The organism is Enterococcus sp. R12 (genome assembly GCF_058135755.1).
Map to the genome: position 1 here is coordinate 68,035 of NZ_CM176874.1, position 19,005 is coordinate 87,039.

Genomic DNA, 19,005 nt, shown 5'->3' on the forward strand with positions numbered 1-19,005 from the left:
AAAACTACTTATATTATACCATTGATTCCTTTTACCTAGCGTAACCGTTTCTGATAAAGCATCCGTGCCAAGAACCAGCTCACCACTACGATACCGCCACACCAGCTAAAGGCACTGATCAAGGTGGTATCTTTCAAGTTTAACAAAAGCCCGCGCAAAGAATGGATGATCGGCGACATTGGTTGGTATTCAGCAAAAACGGCTAATGGGCGCGGCATGGTTTCCGTAGGGACGAAACCAGAGCTTAAGTAGGGCAAAAGGGTGATCAAGACAGTAAACAAGGTCGCTGTCTCGGGGCTTTTGGCGATGAGACCAACCAGAACGGAGACCCAAGTAAAGGCGAAGGTGAAGCAAAAGATCAATAGGAAAGCGAGTCCCCAGCCAGCAACTGTGGCTTGAGGGCGAAAACCGATGACCATGGCAACGATCAACACGACCAAGGTGCTGATCAAGCTCCGAAGAGTCGCGGCGAAGACATGGCCGTTTAAAAAGGCTGAGTTAGAGATGTTCAAGGTCATCAGCCGTTCCACCATGCCGGATTTCAAATCTTCCGTCACCGTTACCCCAACGGAGGAGGCGCTTTGGGCGATACATTGGACGAGAACACCAGGAACGACAAAATCGACATAAGAGGTATCGCCGACGTTCATGGCTCCCCCAAAAACATAGACGAAGAGGATCATTAAAATCGCTGGGGTCAAAATCCCACTTAGCAAAGTCTCCATACTGCGAATCGATAGCAAGAGATTGCGTTTGAATAAGGTGTTGGTTTCTATAATTGCTTTCATTGGTTTCCTCCTTGGACAAGTGTTAGAAAAATATCTTCTAACGAAGCATTCTTTTGATTAAAACTGGTTATAGTGATCGGTAGTTGATTGAGTTCCTGCAACAGCGTGAAGGAATGCTGGAAGTCTTGACTGACGGGAAATGCCAGAGAGAGACTGGACTCATTGACTTGCAGCGGAAAGTCAGACAGATGCTGTCGCACGGTCTGCAAGTGTTCTTTCGTCAATACGCTGATTTCCATCGTTTGTGAAGGATGCAGTGCTTTGACTTCCGTTGGTGTTCCTTGCAAGATGATTTTCCCTTCATGCAAGATGGCGACTTGATCTGCTAAAAATTCAGCTTCTTCGAGGTATTGAGTCGTCAGGAAAATCGTTCGTCCTTGAGCGGCGATCTCTTTGATCATGTGCCATGTGGCTAAGCGGTTTTGCGGGTCTAACCCGGTCGTTGGTTCATCCAAGAAGAGCAGGTCAGGTTCGCCGATAAAACTCATGGCGATGTCTAAGCGTCGTCGCATGCCACCAGAATAATTTTTGACTAGTCGGTTGCTGGCATCCACCAAATCAAAACGCTCTAACAAATGTTGGACGATAAACTGTTTGTTTTTGACATGGCGCAAGGCAGCAATCATCAGCAAGTTTTCTCGCCCGGTCAGTTCTTGATCGACGGCGGAAAATTGCCCCGTCAGACTGATTTTCTCGCGAATCGTTGCTGGATCTTTGGTCAAGTCGATCCCGTCGATCAGCGCGGTTCCTTGGTCAAAAGGTAGGATAGTGGACAAAATTTTGACTAAAGTGGTTTTTCCAGCGCCGTTTGATCCTAGTAAGACAAATACTTCGCCAGGAGTGACGTCAAAAGTGACCTCTTTCAAAACGGTTTTGTCTTTGAAGCTTTTTTGTAAATGTTTCACGTGAAGCATTTTCTTTTTTATATGGGTATCCATAGCTTTTCCCTCGTTTCTATAAGATAATTCAACTATAAAGGCTCTTTGGGAAAAGCAACTGCTTATTTCAATATATTGAAAAAGAAGGTGAAAAAATGAACAATTATGGTGCGACAGTGAAAGAGCTTCGCAAAAGCAAAGGCTTGTTGTTGAAGGAATTAGTGGATGAACAATTGTCGATGTCTTTGTTATCGCAATTTGAAAATGGCAAAACGACGATTTCCTGCGAACGATTTCATCGTTTGCTAGATAAACTAGAAGTGAGTTTTGCCGAATTTCAGCTGCTGCATACGGGGGAGCATCATTCGGAGGCTCAAAAGCTAATGGTTGACTATGTCCGTTCGATGGGGATCGAATCCATTGATGAAGTACCTAAATTAAAAAAGAAATATCAAAAGCTGACCACGTACTTTCAACAGCATTACTCCTTGGAGCTGGACCACTTCTTACAACTGATCCGTTTTGACTACTTGATGAAAGAGGAGCTTTTTAAAGGGGTGCCCATCGAGGAGGCTTACCTGAAACACAATTACTGTTTGGACTCTGCCAAGCATTACTTGCTGAATACCGATACATGGGGTGTTTATGAGCTGCGGCTGTTTGCCCGCGTAGCAATTTCGATGGAGCCAGCTTTGCTTTGGCGCTGCTTGACGATCGCCATCAAAAAGAGTCAGCGCTTTGCAAAAATTCCTGGCAATGAAGATATTTTGTACAACACGTTTGAGACGGTATTTTCTGTCTTTGCTGTTTTCGACGAGGCGAATTATGCGGAAAAGACCTTTCATTTATGGCGAGATCATGTTTATGAAAAAGAACACATTGAACAAGCGATCTTTATGCCGTTTTTTGAAGGCTGGACGCATCTATTAAAACAAAATAAGGCACAAGCGGCGGACTTGATGCAGCAAACGTTAGATCAGCTGGAAAGATTAGGGATGAAGAACACGTTTGCTATGTATCAATTATTAAGCACATCTGTATTGAAAGAAGAGTTTCCGGGGATTTTATTGAGTGATCCATTGCTTTCTGAAGGAACCCGTTTTGGCTGGGAGTAGCTAGAATAAGCTGTATTCCGCTGATGAAAGCGCCTTATGTTTAAGAATCGGAGAGGAAGTGATTAAAAATCAGTAAATGCAAGCAATTTGCTTCTTTTTTACTGATTAGAGGAGTATATTCGAAGTTGGAATTTTTCTTTATTTAGAATTATTTTAATGTACTTTTTTATGAAATAGGAGGATGTAGGATGGATATTGTGACACTAGCGCGAATCCAGTTTGCGATGACGACGATTTTTCACTTTTTCTTTGTACCGTTTTCGATCGGAACTGGTGTCGTCGTTGCAATTATGGAGACACTTTATGTGATCAAAAAAGATGAAAAATATCGCCGGATGACGAAGTTTTGGGGGAATATTTTTCTATTGAGTTTTGCTGTCGGGGTCGTGACAGGGATCATTCAAGAATTTCAATTTGGGATGAACTGGTCAGACTATTCTCGTTTTGTCGGGGATATTTTTGGTGCGCCCTTGGCTTTAGAAGCTTTGTTGGCGTTCTTCTTAGAATCGACGTTCTTAGGATTGTGGATCTTTACATGGGATCGGGTCAGTCCTAAGCTGCACGCCACCTTTTTCTGGTTGGTGACGCTTGGTTCGATGCTATCGGCGTTTTGGATCTTAGCTGCCAATAGTTTTATGCAGCATCCAGTGGGGTATACCTTGAACAATGGCCGGGCAGAAATGACTGACTTCGGTGCATTATTGGCAAATCCACAAGTGTGGTATGAGTTTTTACACGTGATCACCGCAGCCATCACGATGGGCGGAATCATTGTTGCTGGCTTATCAGCCTTTCGTCTATTGAAGAAAGACAAAGACATTGACCGCGATTTCTTCAAAAAATCAATGCGGATCGGTTTTGCGGTGGCATTGTTCGGTTCATTCACCGTCTTGCTAGCCGGGGATGAACAAATGAAATACTTGGTTGAAGAACAACCAATGAAATTTGCCGCAATGGAAGGAACTTATGAAGATACCGGGAGTCCTGCGGCTTGGACTGTCGTTGCTTGGGCGAATGAAGCGGAACATCACCAAGTCTTCGGTATTTCGATTCCATATATGTTGAGTATCTTAGCCTTCAATGAACCCTTCGGCTCAATCGATGGGATGGATACGGTCAATCAGCAATTGATTGAAACCTACGGCGACCGTAATTACTACCCGCCGGTCAACACACTCTTTTGGAGCTTCCGGATCATGGCTGGTTTTGGTGCCTTGATGCTGTTGGTTTCTGGTCTGGGGTTGTATTTTACGCGTAAGAAGAAACCGTGGCTCTTTGAAAAACGCTGGCTGCTTTGGGTAGTGGCGATCACTTTGTTCACCCCATTTATTGCCAATACAGCTGGTTGGTTGATCACGGAGTTAGGACGTTACCCATGGACGGTTTACGGCTTGTTTACGATCGAAGATAGTGTGTCACCAAACGTTTCCGTGACCTCACTCTTGATCTCAAACATCGTTTACTTCCTCTTGTTCTCTGGCTTAGGTGGAACGATGGTCTATCTGGTGAAACGGGAAATGGATCATGGACCTGAAAAAGAGGCCTTCGGTGAAATCAGCCAAGGAGACAACCAAGAAGGGTACGAAGACCCATTTGATAAGGAGGCGTTTGAAGGATGACCGGTCTGCAATTACTATGGTTCACGTTGATTGGGCTTTTATTTTCTGGCTTCTTCTTCTTAGAAGGGTTTGACTTTGGTGTGGGGATGTCTGTGCAGACATTGGCTCACAATGAAGAGGAAAAAGACCAGATCGTTAAAACGATCGGGCCTGTCTGGGATGGCAATGAAGTGTGGCTATTGACCGCCGGCGGAGCGATGTTCGCCTCGTTTCCATACTGGTATGCTTCTTTGTTCAGCGGTTTTTATTTGATTTTGTTATTGATCTTAGTCGGGTTGATCATTCGCGGTGTTTCCTTTGAGTTTCGAGCGAACTTCCCGAAAGAACACAAAAACATTTGGAACTGGACGTTGACGATCGGCAGTACGATCGTACCGTTTTTCTTCGGTCTGATGTTTGTCAGCATGATCCAAGGAATGCCTTTGGGTGAAGATGGCAACATGACGGCAACCTTTACGGATTACGTCAATCCCTTTTCAATCGTTGGCGGTATCGCGTTGACTTTGTTGTGCTACTTGCACGGATTAAACTATATCGCTTTGAAAACGGAAGGTCCGATTCGGGCACGGGCACGCAACTATGCAAGTATTTTTTATGGCATCTTATATGCAGGCTTAGTCGTCTTTGCTGTGATGCTTTACTTCCAAACGGATTTCTTCGAAAATCATTTTGCGACAACGCTTGGTTTGTTGCTCGTGATCGTTGTACTGACACTGATTGCAAATATCGGCGTCTTTAAAGGCAAAGAAATGATGGCTTTCATTGCGAGCGGCTTGACGTTGATCGCTTTGGTGGCATTGATCTTCACAGGGTTATTCCCAAGAGTCTTGATCAGTTCGATCGATTCAAGCTATGACCTGTTGATCGCTGATGCGTCTTCAAGCCGCTACACATTGAAGATCATGAGTTATCTTTCACTGACGATCTTGCCTTTCGTCTTGGCCTATACGGCTTGGAGTTACTATATCTTCCGTAAACGGATCAGTCATACGGAGGCGTTGGAGGGGTATAAATGATTGATAAACAAATCATGAAGCTCCCAGGAATGAAACAACTTTTAGGGCTGCTTGCGGGACTTTCGTTCCTGCAGGCGCTCTTCATTATTGGGCAGGCGTATGGATTGGCACGTGCCATCACTGGCTTATGGGAAGGACGACCATTAGAGGAACAGTGGGGCTGGATTCTGCTGTTCTTTTGTTCGTTTATCGCCCGACAAGCCGTTATCTATTTCCGTTCCAAAAGACTCGATGATTACAGTTACCAGCAAGCCGCCGATCTGCGGGATCAATTGTTGGAGAAATTGTTTCGGGTCGGTCCTCAGATCGCACAACAGCAAGGGACGGGGAATGTAACAACGATGGTCTTGGAAGGGATCAACCAAGTCGAAAACTACTTGAAATTGATTCTTGCCAAAATCATGAATATGTCGATCATTCCTTGGGTCATTTTGGCACTCGTTTTTTATCTGGATTGGGAATCCGGCTTGGTCTTGCTGTTGGTGTTCCCCTTGATCATCATTTTTATGATCATCTTGGGCTATGCCGCGCAAAGCAAAGCGGAAAAACAATACCGAACGTTTCAATTACTGTCCAATCATTTCATCGACTCCCTGCGAGGGATCGACACGCTGAAATTGTTTGGGGTCAGTAAAAAATATGGCAAGAGTATCTTTGCTTCCAGCGAACGGTTTCGGAAAGCGACGATGGCTTCATTAAAAGTCGGTATTTTATCGACCTTCGCCTTAGACTTTTTCACGACCTTATCGATTGCCGTCGTGGCAGTCTTGCTAGGCTTGCGGCTGATCAATGAAGGAATCTTGCTGTTTCCAGCGTTAACCATCTTGATTTTAGCACCAGAATACTTCTTGCCGATCCGCGACTTTTCCAGTGATTACCATGCAACCTTAGACGGAAAAAATGCGATGACTGCGGTGACGGAAATCTTGCATCAGCCCGAAGCCCAAGTACCGGCAGTAACGGTGCCTCGTTGGCAGGAAGACGCCCAGTTAACGATCGATCAGCTGGCGTTTTCCTACGAGGAAAAAGCGGCTTTGACGGATATCAACTTGAACGTGACTGGCTTCAAAAAGATTGGGATCATCGGTCTGAGCGGTTCTGGCAAGTCTACCTTGATCAATACTTTGAGTGGCTTTCTCGTGCCAGACAGTGGCGAGATCACTCTCGGAGGGGCCAAGACCACGGCCTTTCGCCAAGCAAGCTGGCAAGAACAGCTGATTTATATTCCGCAAAATCCTTATATCTATCGGTTGACCTTGCAGGAAAATGTCGCGTTTTATCAGCCGACAGCTACCAAAGAAGCCGTACTGAAAGCCATTGAAGTGGCAGGCTTGACTGAGCTTTTAGCAGAGCTGCCGCAAGGGTTGGACACGATGTTAGGAGAAGGGGAACGGCATCTAAGTGGCGGACAAGCCCAACGGATCGCTCTAGCCCGTGCCTTTTTAGACCAGCAACGAAAGATTCTTTTGTTTGATGAACCAACGGCTCACTTGGATATTGAAACCGAAGTTGCCTTAAAGGAACGGATGCTACCGCTGATGGAAAACCGTTTAGTCTTTTTTGCAACCCATCGCTTGCACTGGATGGAAGAAATGGATGAAATCATCGTGATGGATCAAGGAAGAATCGTGGAACAAGGAACCTTGGCACAACTGCAGCAAAAGCAAGGTGCTTTTACAGAACTAGTCAATGGAATGAGGAGGGAACAGCTTGAATAAAATCGGCTTATTGCGCTCGTTGAAAACTGATACGTGGGTCAAGCCTTTCTTGTCAAAATACAAAAACGTTTTGGCGCTGGCCTTATTCCTAGGCTTCTTGACCTTTTTCTGTGGTGGGGCACTGATGTTTAATTCTGGGTACCTGATCAGCCGCTCGGCATCGATCCCAGAAAACATTCTATTGGTTTACATCCCCATCGTACTGACCCGAGCGTTTGGGATCGGCCGTCCAGTCTTTCGCTATTTGGAACGGTTGACCAGTCATAGCTGGGTCTTGCGCATGACCTCTAATTTACGATTGAAATTGTACAACGTAGTAGAAAAAGATGCGATCTTCTTTAAGCAAGCGCATCGCACAGGGGATATCTTGGGCTTATTGGCAGAAGATATCAACCATATACAAAACCTGTATTTGCGGACGATCTTTCCTACCGTGATCGCTTGGATCTTGTATGCGTTCTTGATCATTGGACTCGGCTATTTTTCTTGGTGGTTTGCTTTGGTGATGCTGCTGCTATTAGGGATCATCGTCTTTGTCTTGCCGCTTTGGTCGGTGATCATCAACGGCGCGCGGCAAGAAAAGCAAAAACACATGAAAAACAACTTGTATACGACACTGACGGATAATGTATTAGGGGTTTCTGATTGGGTCTTCTCTCAAAGAGGCAGCGAGTACGTGGCTGCCCATAAGGAACTGGAAACGCAGTTGCGGGCGGTGGATGAACAGATGCTGTCCTTTGATCGCCGGCGTGATTTTCTTTTACAAAGCATCTTTGGAGTGATCGCTGTCGCATTGCTGCTTTGGACCAGCATTCGCTTTCCAGGTAACCACGGAGGAGCAGCCAACTGGATCGCTGCCTTTGTCCTGTGTGTCTTTCCTTTAGTTGATGCATTTGCGCCATTACCGTCTGCTGCTCAAGAAACCAATCGCTACAAAGACTCTATCGATCGCTTCAATGCATTGCCAGAAGAAAATCGCCAAGTCTCCATGGAGCAACCGTCAGTACCTGAAGTGACGGGCCTCGTGTCGATCACAGCCAAGGACTTGCATTTTCAGTATCCTGAAGGCAAAGAAGTGCTTCATGGGCTGGATCTAACGATTCCTGCGCATCAAAAACTAGCTATCCTTGGTCGCAGCGGTTCTGGGAAAAGTACATTTGCCTCCTTGTTGCGAGGCGATCTGCAACCGACGCAAGGGTCGATCACCTTAAACGACGTGCCTGTGACGGCATTGAGTGAGTCGATCAGTGACTTGATCGGTGTCATCAATCAAAGTCCCTATCTTTTCCATACGACCGTCTTGAATAATATTCGGCTAGGCAATGAGTCGGCTTCGGAAGAAGAAGTCTGGCGCGTACTGGAGCAAGTCGGGTTGAAAGAAATGGTGGCAGCTTTGCCTAACGGCTTGGCGACGATGGTGGATGAAGCCGGCTTGCGTTTTTCTGGTGGAGAACGGCATCGTTTGGCATTGGCGCGGATCTTGCTAAAAGACACTCCGATCATCTTATTGGATGAGCCAACCGTCGGCTTAGACCCGATCACGGAGCAAGGTGTGCTCGAAACCTTTTTCCAAGTGCTGGAGAACAAAACGATCATTTGGATCACCCACCACTTGCAAGGAATTTCGATGATGGACCGTGTGCTCTTTATTGAAGATGGTCAGTTGACCATGAGCGGAACACCTGCCGAATTGGCAGCAGAAAACAAACATTTTCAACACTTATTGGCCATTGACCAAGGACGACGATAAAAAAGAGCGTCCATCAATCAGTGATGGACGCTTTTCTTCTCATTGCTCTATGGCTCAGTAATTGCGCTGCAAGAGCAGTTCAGTTAATGAACGAATTTTGGCTTTGCTAGGTGCTTCGGGCAGCAGATCGATGTCGTCTAAGGCTTTTTGCGTGTAGGTGACCGCGAAAGCGCGCGCTTTTTCGACACCGCCGTAACGAACGACAAGATCCGCAACTTCTTGGGCTTCTGCCAAGGAGAGTGCTGCTTTTTTATTCAAATAAGGAGCGAATGCTGCAGGTGCCTGTTCTTTGGCAAATAGCAGCGGTAAGGTATAGACCCCTTGCGCCAAATCTTCTAGAATCGGTTTTTTCAAAGTGCCGCTATCAGAGGTGTAGTCGAGAATATCGTCGAATACTTGAAAGGCGATCCCGATGTTGCGACCGATCTCACCCGCCCGCTCTTGGTTTTCTGTGTCGAGGCCGCCAAAATGAGCGCCTTCGAGACAAGCGAGCCAAAACAGTTCAGCGGTTTTGCCGTTGATGCTTTGCAGATAGTCGTCAATCGATTCATGGATGTTGTAGCGAGTGTGCATTTGATCAAGTTCACCTAAAAGGAGTCGTTTCATGGCTTGTGCGTTGGTTTTTAAAAACGGGGAGCCATTCATACTTTCGATCAAAAGCTCAAAAAATTGGGTGAACAAAAGATCACCCGTGTAGACCGCGATATCCTTGCCGTATTTGGCTTGAACAGTGACTTGACTGCGCCGCAGCGGCGAATCGTCAATGATGTCGTCGTGGATCAAAGTGGCCATGTGTAAAATTTCTAGAGAAGCAGCAATTTTTGTTAATTGGTCGGTTTTTTTATAATGGGGATCGCCTAAGTCAGCAAACAAAAAAAAGAGCGCTGGCCGCAGCATTTTTCCACCTGAATAAGTAAAGTCGATCAAAACATCTTGTATCTCTTTGTTACGAACAGTAACGTGTTCTTCAATGATGGAACATACGGTTTTCAATCGTTGTTCGATCGTCGGATAATCGATCCAAAAGTCAAACATAGTATAACCCTTTCTAACAGTCATTCAGCCCTTATTCTAGCGTAAAGGGGCGTGATTGACTAGTTTAATGCACTCACTAAAGGAGGTGAAGTTGTGACGCTACCTGTATTTTTAGAACTCGTCGAATTTAAAGCAAAAACCGCCAGTATTTTGCCATTTTTCATTGGTGTCTGCTACAGCTGGTACAATTATCAAACGATTCATCTTGGCTATGTCCTATTGTATTTCATTGCCATGCTGATCTTCAATATGGCGGTGGATATTTTAGATAACTACAACGATTACCATCATGCCACAGAAGGGCATGATTACAAAGAAAAAACCAATATCATTGGTCGGGAACAGTTGTCTGTCAAATTGGTTTTTTGGTTGATGGTCTCCATGATCATCGTTTCCGCCGCCATGGGAATCGCCTTGGCAATGGTGGTTGGTTGGCCGCTCTTTTGGATGGGGCTGTATTGTTACCTAGTCGGGATCTTTTATTCCTCTGGTCCACGGCCGCTTTCTAGTTTGCCTTTAGGCGAGTTCTTTTCTGGCTTTACGATGGGCTTTATGATCTCGTTGATCTGTGTCTACCTTAATGCCTATCAAACCTTTGAATGGAACATTGCCACGATTGGCAGTATTTTCTTGATCTCATTACCCAACACATTATGGATCGCCAACTTGATGCTGGCAAACAACATTTGTGATCTGGAAGAGGATGAAAAAAATGAGCGCTATACGCTGGTGCATTACCTTGGTAAAGCCCGTGCGTTGAAATTATTTATCACGATGAACGTCTTGGCGTTTGTTGCGATCATTGCCTCAGTTGCCCTCAACATTGCGCCTTGGTCACTGGTTCTGACCTTTTTCGCGGCGCCCTTTGTCTGGCAGCAGACAAAACGATTTATGCAAAAACAAATCAAAAGAGAGACCTTCATTTGTGCCGTTCGGATCCTTGCGGTCGGAGCATGCGTACAAGTGCTGAGTTTTGCGATTGGTTTGATTTTATAATTTTTACAGCAAAGAAAGGAAGTAAGGAAACATGAAGGAAGTTGTCATTTTAGGAGCAGGGTATGCTGGATTGCGAGCATTGCACGTACTGCAAGGAGCAAAAGAAGCGTTTCACATCACATTGATCGACAAAAACGATTATCATTATGAGGCAACCGATCTTCATGAAGTTGCGGCCGGTACGCAACCAAGAGACCGCATTTGCTATCCCATCAATGATGTCGTTCGTCCCCAAAAGACTACCTTTGTTCAAAAGGAAGTGGCGTCGATCGATCGTAACCAACAAGTGATCGTTTTTAAAGATCAATCCACGTGCACCTATGATTATTTGATCGTGGCGTTAGGCTTTGAATCAGAATCATTTGGGATCCCTGGTGTCGAGGAGCATGCGTTGGAAATGGTGGATGTCGACTCCGCAGAAAACATCTATCATCATTTGTTGAAACAAATGAAGGCATACAAAGAAACACAAAATCCTGACTACTTAAAAATCGTTGTCTGCGGTGCTGGTTTCACGGGAATCGAATTGCTAGGTTCATTGGTGGAAAACCGTAAAACCTTCGCGAAAGCAGCAGGTGTCAAACCAGAAGACATCAAACTGTACTGTGTCGAAGCAGTGACTCGTTTATTACCGATGTTTGATGAAAAACTATCGGATTACGGGATCAAAAATCTCGTTAAATGGGGCGTAAACTTCCTGACTGGTAAACCCATCAAAGCAATCAAACCAGGTGTCGTTGTCTATCAAAATGATGCCGATACAGGAGCAACAGCAGAATTATCAGCCAAAACCATCGTTTGGACCACAGGCGTCAGCGGCAGCCATGTGATGGCTGAATCAGACTTTTCTGCTCGTCGTGGTCGCGTGATGGTCAATCAAGACCTAACAGACCCTGATCATAGTAACGTCTATGTTGTCGGTGATGTTTCAGCAGTCATGGACCCAGCGACCAATCGCCCGTATCCAACAACGGCTCAAATCGCTTTGAAGATGGGGCAGCATGCGGGTAAAAACATCTTACGTCAAATGAACGGGGAAAAACCAGCAGATTTCCACTTTGAATCATTAGGTTCAGTGGCATCGATCGGCAATACCCATGCCTTTGGCTTAGTAGGGAAAATGGGCATCAAAGGCTATCCCGCTTCCGTGGTGAAAAAAGCCATTATGGACCGTTCCTTGTACCAAACCGGTGGGGTCAAAGAAGTATTGGCGAAAGGCCGCTTCGACTTTTATCATTGAGCAATAGAAACAGCAGACTGCGAGGGTGACCTCGCAGTTTTTTTTCAAAAAAAAGCAGCAGCGGTATCCCGCAGACTACTTTTTTCTCCCAGAAACTGCTATGATAGCCAAAAGAACAGAACAAAGGAGCAAGGACAATGCCAGAATGCCAACGAGTGTTACAGGGAATGGGAACGGTGATCACGATTTGGGTGCAGCATGAAACCCCAGAAGCGATCTTAGAGGAAGCAGCCAAAAGAGCTGCGGCCTTTGAACAGCGTTTTAGTGCCAATGACCCGACGTCGGAGTTGATGCAGATCAATCAGCAGGCAGGACAAGGAGCGATCGCTGCCACACAGGAATTGTTTGAATTGATCGCACGAGGGAAAGCCCATAGCGTACCCAAAGATAGCTACTTAAATATTGCCATCGGTCCTTTGGTGCAGGAATGGCGGATCGGGTTCCAAGATGCCCATCTACCAACGCCTGAGAAAATCGCGGAGCTGCTGCCAAAGACTGATCCTGCCAAGATCATTTTGGATGAAACGCTGCAGACCGTCGGGTTAGCTGCTGGCATGAAGCTTGATCTAGGGGCTGTGGCAAAAGGATATTTTGCTGATTTGTTGATGACCTATTTCAAACAGGTTGGTGTCACAGCCGCTTTGATCGATCTTGGAGGCAATGTGGTGACTTACGGCGATGCCCCGAGCCACCAAGATGGCTATTGGCGGATCGGGATCCAAAACCCTTTCTTACCAAGAGGAAATTTTGTCGCAGCGTTGAAGGTTCGTAATCAATCAGTCGTTACATCAGGGATCTATGAACGAACCTATCAGGTAGCGGGCAAGACCTATCATCATATTTTTGATCGAGAAACGGGCTATCCGTTAGAGTCAGCCATTGCCAGTGTCACGATTCTCTCCGACCAATCGGTTGATGGAGAGATTTGGACGACCCGCTTGTTCGGCAAAGAGCCACAAGCCATCTTGCAGGAGCTGGCGCCGTTAGAAGGGATCACTGGGTTAGTCATTACCAAACAAGGAGAACTGATCTATCCGCAAGAATTAGCCCGTTTGATCGAAACGCCAACAGCAGAATGAAAACAAGCAGCGATCACCTAGGAATATAGGTGGTCGCTGCTTGTTTTTTTGTAAAAAAGAAAGCTAGACGTGTTGCAAAAAGGTCTCGATCAAGTCGGCTTCGCTGTTTGACAATGCCCGTTCGGCTTGATGGGCAATAAAATAGGTGAGGGACAAGAGTTCCTCTGGCATCGGATAAAGATTAAAAGGAGTCGCAGTCGCTGCTTGCAGCACGCTTTCTGGTACGATCGCAATCCCAAGGTTGTTTTCTGCCAATGCTGCTGCTGTATAAATATTGCTGCTTTCTATGAGAACGGTCGCCTCTACTTTGTATTTTTGCAGCAATTGATCGATTTGGCGCCGAATCGCCGAGCCGCTGGCAGTCAAAATCAACTGACTTTGCAGCAAGTCTTTGACTGCCAATGAATCAGGTGCTAAATACCGCTTCTCTGGTTGATACAGGGGAGAACAAGGCGGAATGATCGCTAGATACCGTTCTTGATTGGTACTGTGGACTGTTAGATTCGGTGCGATCGTCTCAGGATTTTGTCCGATAAAAAAGTCCAGCTGCCCATTCAAAAGTCGTTTTTCATTGTGCTTCGGCAGGTCTTCCCGTAAGAAAAAGTGTACGTTGGGATAGTGTTCATAATATGCAGGCAAAAAGAGTGGCAGCACATAGGAACCAAGGCTAGGCAAGATGCCTAAGCGCAAAGAACGCTTCTCGGTCGCGGTATACCAAGACAGCCGACTTTTCAATTTGGCAGACTCTGTTTCCAAGGTTTCCAGATATTGATAATAGATTTTACCAGCTTCCGTCAGTTGAAAATGACCCGGCTGCCGATTGATGATGGGGGTCCCTAGCTCTTGTTCGGCACGTTTCACGGTTTGTGTCAAGTAAGGCTGTGAGATGTAGAGGTCTTTGGCGGCTTTGGTATAGTTGCTATGCTTTAACAAGGTATCGAGGTATTGCAGCATCAGATGGGAATCTTTAAGTGCCATTGCGTGGTCCTCCTAGTCATTTTTTTCATTATAACAAATTTGTTATCGATAGATAGTTAAATAAATATTTCACAAATAAAGAATTCAGTCGTACACTAAATGGGTACTTGGGGAAGATTTTTTTGTTTAGAAAGAAGCCTTTCATCTCAGTAGGTCTTAAAAACCAACTTGAGAAACGATTGAAAAAAGAAATCAAAGCCAATGGTCAAAAACTTTTTATTTATTGTTAAATGTTAAATTATTCACAATTAGGAGAGATGATAATGAAATTGATTGGAATCGTAGGAACCAACTCGACGCGTTCGACCAACCGTCGCTTACTGCAATTTATTCAAAGCCATTTTAGTGACCAAGCGGAGATCGAACTTTGCGAAATCAGTGATCTGCCAGCATTTAATGAACCAGAAGATCGGACGGCACCAGCGGCAGTCCAAGCCTTGTCAGAGAAGATCGAAGCAGCAGATGGGGTGATCATCAGTACACCAGAATACGATCACTCGATCCCAGCGGTGCTAAAAAGCATGATTGAATGGCTTTCTTATACGACGCGGCCTTTGATCGATAAACCAGTGATGATCACGGGTGCTTCTCTTGGTGCATTAGGTTCATCGAGAGCCCAAGCCCACTTGCGTCAGATCTTAGATGCACCAGAAGTAAAAGCTCGAATCATGCCGAGTGCGGAATTTTTATTAGGGCACTCCATGCAAGCCTTCGATGAACAAGGAAACTTGATCGATAGCGAAAAAGTTGCCGAACTAGAAGATTGTTTCAATGAATTTGTCTTGTTTGTCGAAATCACGAACCGTCTGGTCAGTGAATATTCAACGGCTAAAGAACGAGCAAAGAAATTTTCGTGGGAACAAGCATAAGAAAGAGAGGAACCAGTCATGAAATTTGTCGGCCTAATCGGAACGAACGCCAAAAAATCCACCAATCGCCAATTAGTGGCGTTTATGCAGCGAGAATTTGCTGCCCTAGCAGAAATTGAACTACTGGAAATCAAGGATGTCCCAATGTTCAATGAAACACAAGATCAAACCAATAGTGAAGTGATTCAACGGTTAAATAGCAAGATTTTAGCAGCCGATGGGGTGATCATTGCGACACCAGAGCATAACCATTCGATTCCTTCCGCATTGAAAAGCGTCTTGGAATGGCTCTCCTTCAATCTCCATCCCTTTGATGGCAAACCGGTAATGATCGTCGGTGCATCCTACGATGTACAAGGCTCTTCGCGAGCACAGCTTCATTTGCGCCAAATCCTTGATGCACCGGGTGTCAATGCGACAGTCATGCCAGGAAATGAGTTCTTGCTGGGACGTGCCCATCAAGCCTTTGATGAACAAGGCAATTTAAAAGATCAACGAACGGTCGATTTTTTGGAAAGCTGTTTCCGCAAGTTCGTTCGGTTTACGGAAGTCGCTAATTTGTTGAACGTACCAGAAGAAGTCGTTTATGAGCCTGGCGAATACACCGTCACAGCACCAGGACATAATGGGGATCTACCAATGGTCGTCAAATTGAGCGAAGAACGGATCGAAGCTATCGATATCGATACTTCTGGTGAATCCGAAGGGATCGCTGATGTCGTTTTCGTACGGATTCCTCAAGAGATCATTGAAGGGCAAACCTTAAATGTCGATGCGATCTCTGGTGCTTCGGTTACTAGTAACGGTGTCGTTGATGGCGTAGCAAAAGCCGTGAAAATGGCTGGTGCGAACCCAGATGTCTTGCGCAAACGGCCAAAAGCCGCCAGTGCTTTGCAAACAGAAGATGAAACGTATACCACCGATGTCGTTGTCGTAGGTGGCGGCGGTGCGGGTCTGAGTGCAGCTGCCAGTGTGCTGCAAGCCAATAAAGATGTGATCTTAGTAGAAAAATTCCCAGCGATCGGTGGCAATACTGTACGTACTGGCGGACCGATGAATGCCGCGGATCCAAAATGGCAAAACGGCTTTTCCGCATTGCCTGGCGAACGCAGTGCTTTAGAAGAAGTGCTGACGATCGATGAGCAAGAGATCGATACAGAATACTTACCAGACTTCAAAGCTTTGAAGGCACAAATCACTGCGTATCTTTCAGAAACGACGCCAGAAAAAGAATACTTGTTTGATTCTGCTTTGTGGCATCGAATTCAAACCTATTTAGGCGGAAAACGCAAAGATTTGAATGGTCAACCGATCTATGGGAAATACGAGCTAGTGAAGATCTTGACGGATCAAGCATTGGACTCAGTGAAATGGCTAGAAGAAATCGGCGTAGAATTTGATATGAACAATGTCGATATGCCAGTAGGAGCGAAATGGCGCCGAGGACATAAACCAGTCAAAAACGAAGGGTATGCCTTTGTCTCTGCTTTGCATCAATTCGTGAAAGAACATGGGGGAACGATCTTAACCGATACGCCTGTCAAAGAATTATTGATCGAAGATGGCAAGGTTACTGGAATCATCGGGGAAGGCCGTAACGGTCAAAAAGTCACGATCCATGCCAAAGCAGTGATTTTAGCTTCTGGTGGGTTCGGAGCGAATACGAAAATGTTGAAACAATACAATACCTATTGGACAGAGATCGAAGACGATATCAAAACGTCAAATTCACCAGCGATCACTGGTGACGGGATCAAACTAGGGGAAAGTGCTGGCGCGGACCTTGTTGGCATGGGCTTTTCGCAAATGATGCCCGTATCTGATCCAAACACAGGGGCTTTGTTCAGTGGCCTGCAAGTGCCACCTGCTAACTTTGTGATGGTCAATCAAAAGGGTGAACGCTTTGTCAATGAATACGAAAGTCGCGATGTATTGACCCAAGCGGCGATCGATAATGGCGGATTGTTCTATTTGATCGCGGATGAAGAGATCAAGAAAACCGCTTATAACACGAGCCAAGAAAAAATCGATAAGCAAGTAGCTGCTGGTACGCTGTTCCGCAGTGAGACCTTGGCTGGTCTGGCAGAGCAGATCAATGTTGATCCAGCCGTCTTAGAGGCGACCGTTGCGAAATACAACAGCTATGTGGATGCTGGGAAGGACCCAGAGTTTGGCAAGGATGTCTTCGACTTGAAAGTGGAAAAAGCACCTTTCTATGCCACACCAAGAAAACCAGCGGTTCACCACACGATGGGGGGATTGAAGATCGATCCGCAAACCCATGTGTTGACGAAGGAAGATCAAATCATTGAAGGGCTGTATGCAGCAGGGGAAGTTGCTGGGGGGATCCATGCTGGCAATCGCTTAGGCGGCAACTCGTTGACAGATATCTTTACTTTTGGCCGAATTGCTGGAAAAACAGCAGTCGCAGAACATCTCGAATAAAAAGCCTTGCGCGTTGTGTTTCGTCACGCGCGCTAGCTTTTGAAAAAACATGTGAATAAAGTAACATGCTTAAAGCAAAGGAGAGAAAAAATGGAAACAAAAATCAATCGCTGGCTGATTCTGATCGCTTCGACCGCGGTATTGCTGTGTACGGGCGCTGTTTACGCCTTTAGTGTTTTTGCAGGACCTCTTAGTCAATTAAAAGGCTGGTCCATGGAAGAGATCATGTTAGCCTTTACCATCAATGCCGCAGTTGGCCCGATTACCATGATTTTGGGTGGTTTGCTGACAGACCGAGGAGCCGCTAGATGGGTCATCGCTGGTGGAGGCGTGTTGTTCGGAGCGGGCTTCTTCTTGACGGGATTGGTCAACTCACCCGCCATGTTGTACCTGACTTATGGAGTCTTTGCTGGTTTAGGGCAAGGCTTTGCCTATTCGGCTTGTTTAAGCAATACGATTCGGCTATTCCCGGATAAACGGGGACTGGCGTCGGGCTTGATCACAGCAGGTATGGGTGGGGCAGCGATTATTGCCGCACCGATTGCGAATCGTTTGATCGAATCACAAGATGTACTAGCAGCGTTTCGGATTTTAGGGATCGCCTATATCGTGATCGTCTTAGTGGCTAGTCTGTTTATTCGCAAGGCACCAGAAGATTATCGCCCAGCAGGTTGGCAACCAGCTGCGCAAGGGAAAAATGGCCCACAAATCAATCTGAATTGGTTGGACATGCTAAAGACCCCAACCTTCTACTTGATTATCGTTATGTTAGGGGCAGGGGCTTTCTCAGGTTTGATGATTGCTTCTAACGCATCAGTGATCGGGCAAAGTATGTTCGGTTTGACGGCAGCCGCCGCTGCTTTTTATGTCAGCTTGTACTCATTGAGCAACTGTTTTGGTCGTGTCCTTTGGGGCACCGTTTCTGATAAAATTGGTCGGACGAATACGTTGATGATCATCTATGGCGTGGTGGCATTGTCCTTATTCTTATTAACGCTTGGTCAAACAACCGTGATCTTCACTGTCGGGATCATCGGTTTAGGACTGTGCTTCGGGGGCGTGATGGGGGTTTTCCCATCGATCGTTATGGAAAATTACGGACCGATCAATCAAGGAGTCAACTATGGAATCGTCTTTATTGGTTATTCTACGGCGGCATTCTTTGGGCCTAGAGTGGCAGCAGCAATCGCTGAAAGTAACCAAGGAGATTATACAAAAGCCTTTTATACAGCAATTTTCTTGGCGGTTTTTGGGCTCGTTCTCAACATTGGCTATGCGATGCTGAAAAAAGCCAAAAAGCCCGCACCTGTTATTAAATAACAATTCAACCAAAGCAGTCTTTTTGATAAAGGCTGCTTTTTTGGTGCCAAAACCACTCTTTTTTCTTTTTTTAAAACAGAGGATTGGCGGATGAAGCAAAAGAGAGAACTGTTTCATAGCAAGAAATTATCTCGTTGATTTCACTGTTTTTTCATCTTA

Annotated in this window: 15 protein-coding genes; 11 read left to right on the top strand and 4 right to left on the bottom strand. The window is 45.7% G+C overall.

The window, feature by feature from the left end; translation table 11 throughout:
- Positions 1-35 precede the first annotated feature (35 nt).
- Both ACTW1R_RS00315 and ACTW1R_RS00320 read right to left on the bottom strand, forming a co-directional pair.
- Positions 36-788, bottom strand: a complete 753-nt coding sequence (locus ACTW1R_RS00315; RefSeq protein WP_005226521.1) for an ABC transporter permease — start codon at positions 786-788, stop codon at positions 36-38.
- Positions 785-1,726: an ABC transporter ATP-binding protein gene (locus ACTW1R_RS00320; RefSeq protein WP_489927368.1), complete on the bottom strand. Its 942-nt coding sequence runs from the start codon at positions 1,724-1,726 to the stop codon at positions 785-787. Before ACTW1R_RS00320 ends, ACTW1R_RS00315 begins: the two co-directional genes overlap by 4 nt.
- A gap of 95 nt (positions 1,727-1,821) precedes the next feature.
- Between ACTW1R_RS00320 and ACTW1R_RS00325 the strand changes: the two genes are divergently transcribed.
- From ACTW1R_RS00325 to cydC, 5 genes are all read left to right on the top strand, one after another.
- Positions 1,822-2,781: a helix-turn-helix domain-containing protein gene (locus ACTW1R_RS00325; RefSeq protein WP_005226525.1), complete on the top strand. Its 960-nt coding sequence runs from the start codon at positions 1,822-1,824 to the stop codon at positions 2,779-2,781.
- Between the two features lie 188 nt (positions 2,782-2,969).
- Positions 2,970-4,400, top strand: coding sequence for a cytochrome ubiquinol oxidase subunit I (locus ACTW1R_RS00330; protein ID WP_005226527.1), 1,431 nt, complete (start codon positions 2,970-2,972; stop codon positions 4,398-4,400).
- A complete protein-coding gene (cydB, locus tag ACTW1R_RS00335; RefSeq protein ID WP_005226530.1) occupies positions 4,397-5,416 on the top strand; it encodes a cytochrome d ubiquinol oxidase subunit II in 1,020 nt (339 codons plus the stop codon). Before ACTW1R_RS00330 ends, cydB begins: the two co-directional genes overlap by 4 nt.
- Positions 5,413-7,134: a thiol reductant ABC exporter subunit CydD gene (gene cydD, locus ACTW1R_RS00340; protein WP_005226535.1), complete on the top strand. Its 1,722-nt coding sequence runs from the start codon at positions 5,413-5,415 to the stop codon at positions 7,132-7,134. Before cydB ends, cydD begins: the two co-directional genes overlap by 4 nt.
- Positions 7,127-8,884 (top strand): thiol reductant ABC exporter subunit CydC, encoded by a 1,758-nt coding sequence (gene cydC / locus ACTW1R_RS00345; RefSeq protein WP_005226537.1) that lies wholly within the window; start codon positions 7,127-7,129, stop codon positions 8,882-8,884. The genes cydD and cydC overlap by 8 nt, the downstream gene beginning before the upstream one ends.
- Before the next feature lie 54 nt (positions 8,885-8,938).
- Here cydC and ACTW1R_RS00350 read toward each other — a convergent pair whose 3' ends face one another.
- On the bottom strand, positions 8,939-9,919 hold the full coding sequence (locus tag ACTW1R_RS00350; protein ID WP_005226544.1) for a polyprenyl synthetase family protein: 981 nt from the start codon (positions 9,917-9,919) through the stop codon (positions 8,939-8,941).
- Between the two features lie 93 nt (positions 9,920-10,012).
- Between ACTW1R_RS00350 and ACTW1R_RS00355 the strand changes: the two genes are divergently transcribed.
- The 3 genes from ACTW1R_RS00355 to ACTW1R_RS00365 all read left to right on the top strand — a co-directional run bounded on the left by ACTW1R_RS00355 (position 10,013) and on the right by ACTW1R_RS00365 (position 13,234).
- On the top strand, positions 10,013-10,915 hold the full coding sequence (locus ACTW1R_RS00355) for a prenyltransferase (protein WP_005226546.1): 903 nt from the start codon (positions 10,013-10,015) through the stop codon (positions 10,913-10,915).
- 31 nt (positions 10,916-10,946) lie between these two features.
- Positions 10,947-12,155: an NAD(P)/FAD-dependent oxidoreductase gene (locus ACTW1R_RS00360; RefSeq protein WP_005226547.1), complete on the top strand. Its 1,209-nt coding sequence runs from the start codon at positions 10,947-10,949 to the stop codon at positions 12,153-12,155.
- Positions 12,156-12,292: 137 nt separating this feature from the next.
- Positions 12,293-13,234, top strand: coding sequence for an FAD:protein FMN transferase (locus tag ACTW1R_RS00365; protein WP_005226548.1), 942 nt, complete (start codon positions 12,293-12,295; stop codon positions 13,232-13,234).
- A gap of 63 nt (positions 13,235-13,297) precedes the next feature.
- Here ACTW1R_RS00365 and ACTW1R_RS00370 read toward each other — a convergent pair whose 3' ends face one another.
- Positions 13,298-14,212 carry a LysR family transcriptional regulator gene (locus tag ACTW1R_RS00370; protein WP_489927370.1) on the bottom strand — a complete coding sequence of 305 codons (915 nt, stop codon included), beginning with the start codon at positions 14,210-14,212 and terminating at the stop codon, positions 13,298-13,300.
- 263 nt (positions 14,213-14,475) lie between these two features.
- Here ACTW1R_RS00370 and ACTW1R_RS00375 point away from each other — a divergent pair, with 263 nt between their 5' ends.
- The 3 genes from ACTW1R_RS00375 (at position 14,476) to ACTW1R_RS00385 (ending at position 18,846) form a co-directional block, all read left to right on the top strand.
- Positions 14,476-15,081, top strand: a complete 606-nt coding sequence (locus tag ACTW1R_RS00375) for an NADPH-dependent FMN reductase (protein ID WP_005226550.1) — start codon at positions 14,476-14,478, stop codon at positions 15,079-15,081.
- Between the two features lie 18 nt (positions 15,082-15,099).
- A complete protein-coding gene (locus tag ACTW1R_RS00380; RefSeq protein WP_270276466.1) occupies positions 15,100-17,526 on the top strand; it encodes a flavocytochrome c in 2,427 nt (808 codons plus the stop codon).
- A 90-nt stretch (positions 17,527-17,616) separates the two neighbouring features.
- Positions 17,617-18,846, top strand: a complete 1,230-nt coding sequence (locus ACTW1R_RS00385) for an L-lactate MFS transporter (RefSeq protein WP_005226552.1) — start codon at positions 17,617-17,619, stop codon at positions 18,844-18,846.
- Positions 18,847-19,005 lie beyond the last annotated feature (159 nt).